Here is a 2,939-nt window from a genome sequence, read left to right as displayed (position 1 = left end):
GGTGGCGCTCCTATAGAAGTCATCAAACAGTACGTTCAGCAGCAGAGAACACCGCATTAGTCGGCTATCGCCGACGAGCTTACATCCCCGCACTCAAAGTACGGGGTTTTACGCTCAACCGATAATCACCCAGTTTCGTATGTCGAATATCCCCAAGCGAATACAGCACATTAAACTGTCTTCTGGCGACATCTATGGGTGGAAGCATAGTCAGCCAATCTTCCTGACTGTTGACCTGTTCAGTATTATTACCCCAGACTGCGCCACTGGTTGATGGTGCATACGTCATGTGGTCCTTCTGGGGAAAATTAACCGCTGCATGCTGGGCAGATGACGTAAAGATAATCATAGTCAGAAACGCCCCCAACTCTTCCCGGGTAGAAACTGTGGGAAGGTTTCTCAGTTGGCCATTCAGCTCAAGTGCTTCCAGTAGGCTTGTAAGTTCCTTATCAGTGGATACATCGACATCAGAGAAGTAGTAGATCTTAATGTATTCATTCACCCATTCTTGTATGGCATTCCAAACTAACAAACCATCATCACGGTATGGATAATCTGGCAAAATGGAAAGGGTGTCTACACCTCTAAGCTTCAGATTTTCAGGCAGCATGTTGGCAGTAAAATCGAACTTATGTCGATCCTCGGCTACCAGATGCTGGGCCCACTCTATTTTGGCGCCAAACATTTTATCAATGATGCCATCCTTGTTGATCAGGGTGGCAGCGGCTAGCGCATTGATCGTGTGAGTGCCTTCGAAGTGAGTAATCAACAGTTTATAGAGAGGGTGTATCGGGGCCAGGTCTCGATGGACTGCCACAGATATAGCTTCTGCTATCAGGTGCGTGCGACCCAGGTGAACAATAAGCTCATGGTGGTTGGTGTCAGCGACCTGAACAATGGTTTTGGCTGCTTGCCATGGCCAGTAGCCCGGTGCTCCTCGTAGATTTTCTGCGTAAACCACTTTGGAGTTTTTAGGGTCTTGTCCATATTGGATGGCGACCGGCAGCAACTCAGTTCGATCAGGCGTCAGACAAAAAAGGGCAATGGGAGCAAAGACTTGTTTGACTGCATCATTAGGGTGTTTGGCCAGTGGCAATAACTCATGATAATCGACAATAAATACCCGTTTTTCAGACAGGGCAGTGGATAGAGAGTCAGCATTTTTCAATGCCAGTTGAAAACCAGTATCAGTCACAGCAAGTTTGGTGGGTAACTCATGTACCAACGTGATCAGCATTGGGTTAGGGCCCGCTAGTCTGAGCTGTGCGAAGTATGGGTCAGAATGGAATATTTTGTGGCTTGTCGGTTTGGAGATTAAGCTGAAGAGCTGGTCATAATCATCCAGTTTTCTTGAGGGCTGAACAGGTTCTTCGTCACTTAATACCCCTGTTAGAAAATCGGCGATATCCATGAGAATTTCTTCACGAAAGGAAGTAGGAACTCCTTCTTCATCCAGCTCTTCTTCCTCATCCTTGCCGGAAAAATAGGATGTGATGCCATTAGCTGCTGCATTGGCGCCTACTTTGGCAACTGTTTTAGCGACTTCTTTATGCCAGCGGCTATTAGGTTGCACCTCATAAGGAGTGACCTTTAAAGCCGGAATGCCTTTCAGAGACTCCAGATCATAACTCCACTGGTACTGTTTCCTTTCACGCTTCAACATCCTTTGGCGCATTTCCTTTGTTTTCGGATCGTCATAATGAGGCAAAGTGGGTATCGACATTGAACGACGAGAGACGGGTGGGCTGCAATAAGGTGGGTCGCTTTCCTTTCTGGTCTCGGGAGGTTGGATGCAGTGTTTTTCCAGCTCGCTGGTATCGACGATTTTAGCTACTTTGGGCTCAGCCTAACTGGGATTGGAGAGAAAATACAGCAGGACAATGGCTGAACTACAAACAACTCTGAAGAAAGAGTGCATAGATTCGACCCACTTGGTAAAAAGCAAAAGATTGCTCCGGCCTGTATCGCCAATGCGGAGAGTATTACGACTGAAAAGAATAGAGTGTGAATTATGAAGGGGTAGTCACATATCAGATAAGGTGAATAATCAGATAAGTGTCTACGATTGGATGAAGTGATTTTATATTCTAGTTTCGTATTCCTAACGAAGGAGCGTATTACTTCTCCTATATTTCATATAAGAGTTCTGTGGAAGGTACAACATTCGGCGTTTAAAAATTAGGCTTTTTCAGCAGTTTGCTGAAACTGACTGATCGCTTTTTCTCTTTGTTGTATCGCTTCCTCCGAAAGCTCCACATGAACGTTCTCCATGAATGCCTTGACTGTTTTCTCACATTCTTGGGGGACATTGTGTTCATCACTGTAGAATTCACCATAACTGGTGGCCCTCATAGATATCATCAACATATGTCGGTCCCCTATGGGGAGGTGGTAATCTCGGGTCCAGCTACTTCTTTCTCCAGTAGATTCTTGGCTCATCATCCAGTGATGGTCGTTTATATTTAGAAGACTGATATCCTCGGGCTGCTTTGGATAAATCCAAAGCGACGGTGGAGAGGTGAATGGCGTTTCAATCTTCTGATTCTCGTATTTCTTTAATAATTTTTTGTTTCGTGCCCCACAAAAATCCTCGGCGCTGTAGAAAATGAGTTTCATTGCGTCGCTTTTGTTGAATAAAGAACGTATTTCAGCATATTGAGGGGAAAGCCTTTGAACAATAATCTGAAGGGCTATACCTCCAATATCTCCAAAGCCCCAAGGTTGGTCGAAGTATGACCAACCGTTCTCGAATAAAGTTGTAGTGGAGCTCTTTCCATCAGGCCATTCGTTGAATCTATTGGGTGTATAGATATCTAGGAGCCTGTCGGACTTACCACTGACCTACTGCGAAAAAGCCTGATTTGGCCATTTTTTATGATTCTTTTCGTTGAATAGCTCGCTATTCGCCTCAAATAATCATAAAAACTGTCTCAAACCGG

At 45.1% G+C, this 2,939-nt stretch carries 2 protein-coding genes; both read right to left on the bottom strand.

The features are described from left to right. Positions 1–79: 79 nt before the first annotated feature. Entirely contained in the window at positions 80–1,663 is a 1,584-nt protein-coding gene (locus tag ACR2PX_RS09255) for a lipoxygenase family protein (protein ID WP_433999073.1), read from the bottom strand. A gap of 515 nt (positions 1,664–2,178) precedes the next feature. Next, positions 2,179–2,616 carry a hypothetical protein gene (locus ACR2PX_RS09250; protein WP_433999072.1) on the bottom strand — a complete coding sequence of 146 codons (438 nt, stop codon included), beginning with the start codon at positions 2,614–2,616 and terminating at the stop codon, positions 2,179–2,181. Positions 2,617–2,939 lie beyond the last annotated feature (323 nt).

Origin of the sequence: Endozoicomonas sp. (assembly GCF_051008435.1) — a bacterium.
Classification (GTDB): Bacteria; Pseudomonadota; Gammaproteobacteria; order Pseudomonadales; family Endozoicomonadaceae; genus Endozoicomonas_A.
This window is presented reverse-complemented; position numbering and strand designations above follow the sequence as displayed.